Here is a 748-nt window from a genome sequence, read left to right as displayed (position 1 = left end):
TGGTGTCTGCACTGCTTAACGATGGCCGTGTCCGTGTGACGGGCCTATATTCGGAGAAAACCGGAAAGACCTACGATGCCACTGTGGTTTTGGAGGACGATGGACAGTACGCCAACTTCAAGCTGGAATTTGACCAGCGGAAAGGAGGTAGCCGATGAAGCTCTCTTTAGTGGAACGGGAAACCATTCTTCTCTATAATCAGGCAGAACCAATGGCTGAGATCTATACCCATGATCCCCGTCTGATGGAGAAGCTGGATCTGCTGGCAAAAAAGCACCCCGACCAGATCACCCGAAAGGACGCCCATAACTTTACCGTCCCCAAGCGGTGTGTATCAGTCAGGGAGCCATATAGCGCAGAACGCCGCAAAGCTGCCAGTGAGCGTGCGAAAGCTGCCGGATACCAGCCTCCTATGCGAAAGTCCAGCAGTTAAAGGCACATGGCAGAGAATGTATTTGAAGCAGTCAAGCTGTCAGTCAGCACCAGAGAAGCGGCAGAGCTTTATGGGATAAAAGTCAGGCGAAATGGCATGGCCTGCTGTCCTTTTCACGATGATAAGAACCCCAGCATGAAGGTAGACCAGCGATTCCACTGCTTTGGCTGCGGTGAAGATGGGGATGTGATCGACTTTACCGCAAAGCTCTTTGACCTCTCCCCAAAAGAAGCGGCGGAGAAACTGGCACAGGACTTTGGCCTGATCTATGACAGTCAGGCCCCTCCCCGTAGGAGATATGTCCGGCAGAAAACA

At 52.4% G+C, this 748-nt stretch carries 2 protein-coding genes; both read left to right on the top strand.

The window, feature by feature from the left end:
• Positions 1-154 precede the first annotated feature (154 nt).
• Positions 155-433, top strand: coding sequence for an immunoglobulin (locus GPK94_RS14355; protein WP_117453436.1), 279 nt, complete (start codon positions 155-157; stop codon positions 431-433).
• Between the two features lie 6 nt (positions 434-439).
• Positions 440-748, top strand: a 309-nt coding sequence (locus GPK94_RS16205) for a CHC2 zinc finger domain-containing protein (RefSeq protein WP_252192667.1), incomplete at its 3' end; no start/stop codon positions are given.

It is taken from the genome of Pseudoflavonifractor sp. MCC625, assembly GCF_018784545.1.
Lineage (GTDB): Bacteria > Bacillota > Clostridia > Oscillospirales > Oscillospiraceae > Pseudoflavonifractor_A > Pseudoflavonifractor_A gallinarum.
The sequence above is the reverse complement of the archived record's forward strand: the minus strand, read 5'-3'. Positions and strand labels throughout refer to the sequence as shown.

Coding starts and splice junctions, on each gene's coding strand:
- GPK94_RS14355 (WP_117453436.1), top strand. CDS start 155: ATGAAGCTCTCTTTAGTGGAACGGGAAACCATTCTTCTCTATAATCAG.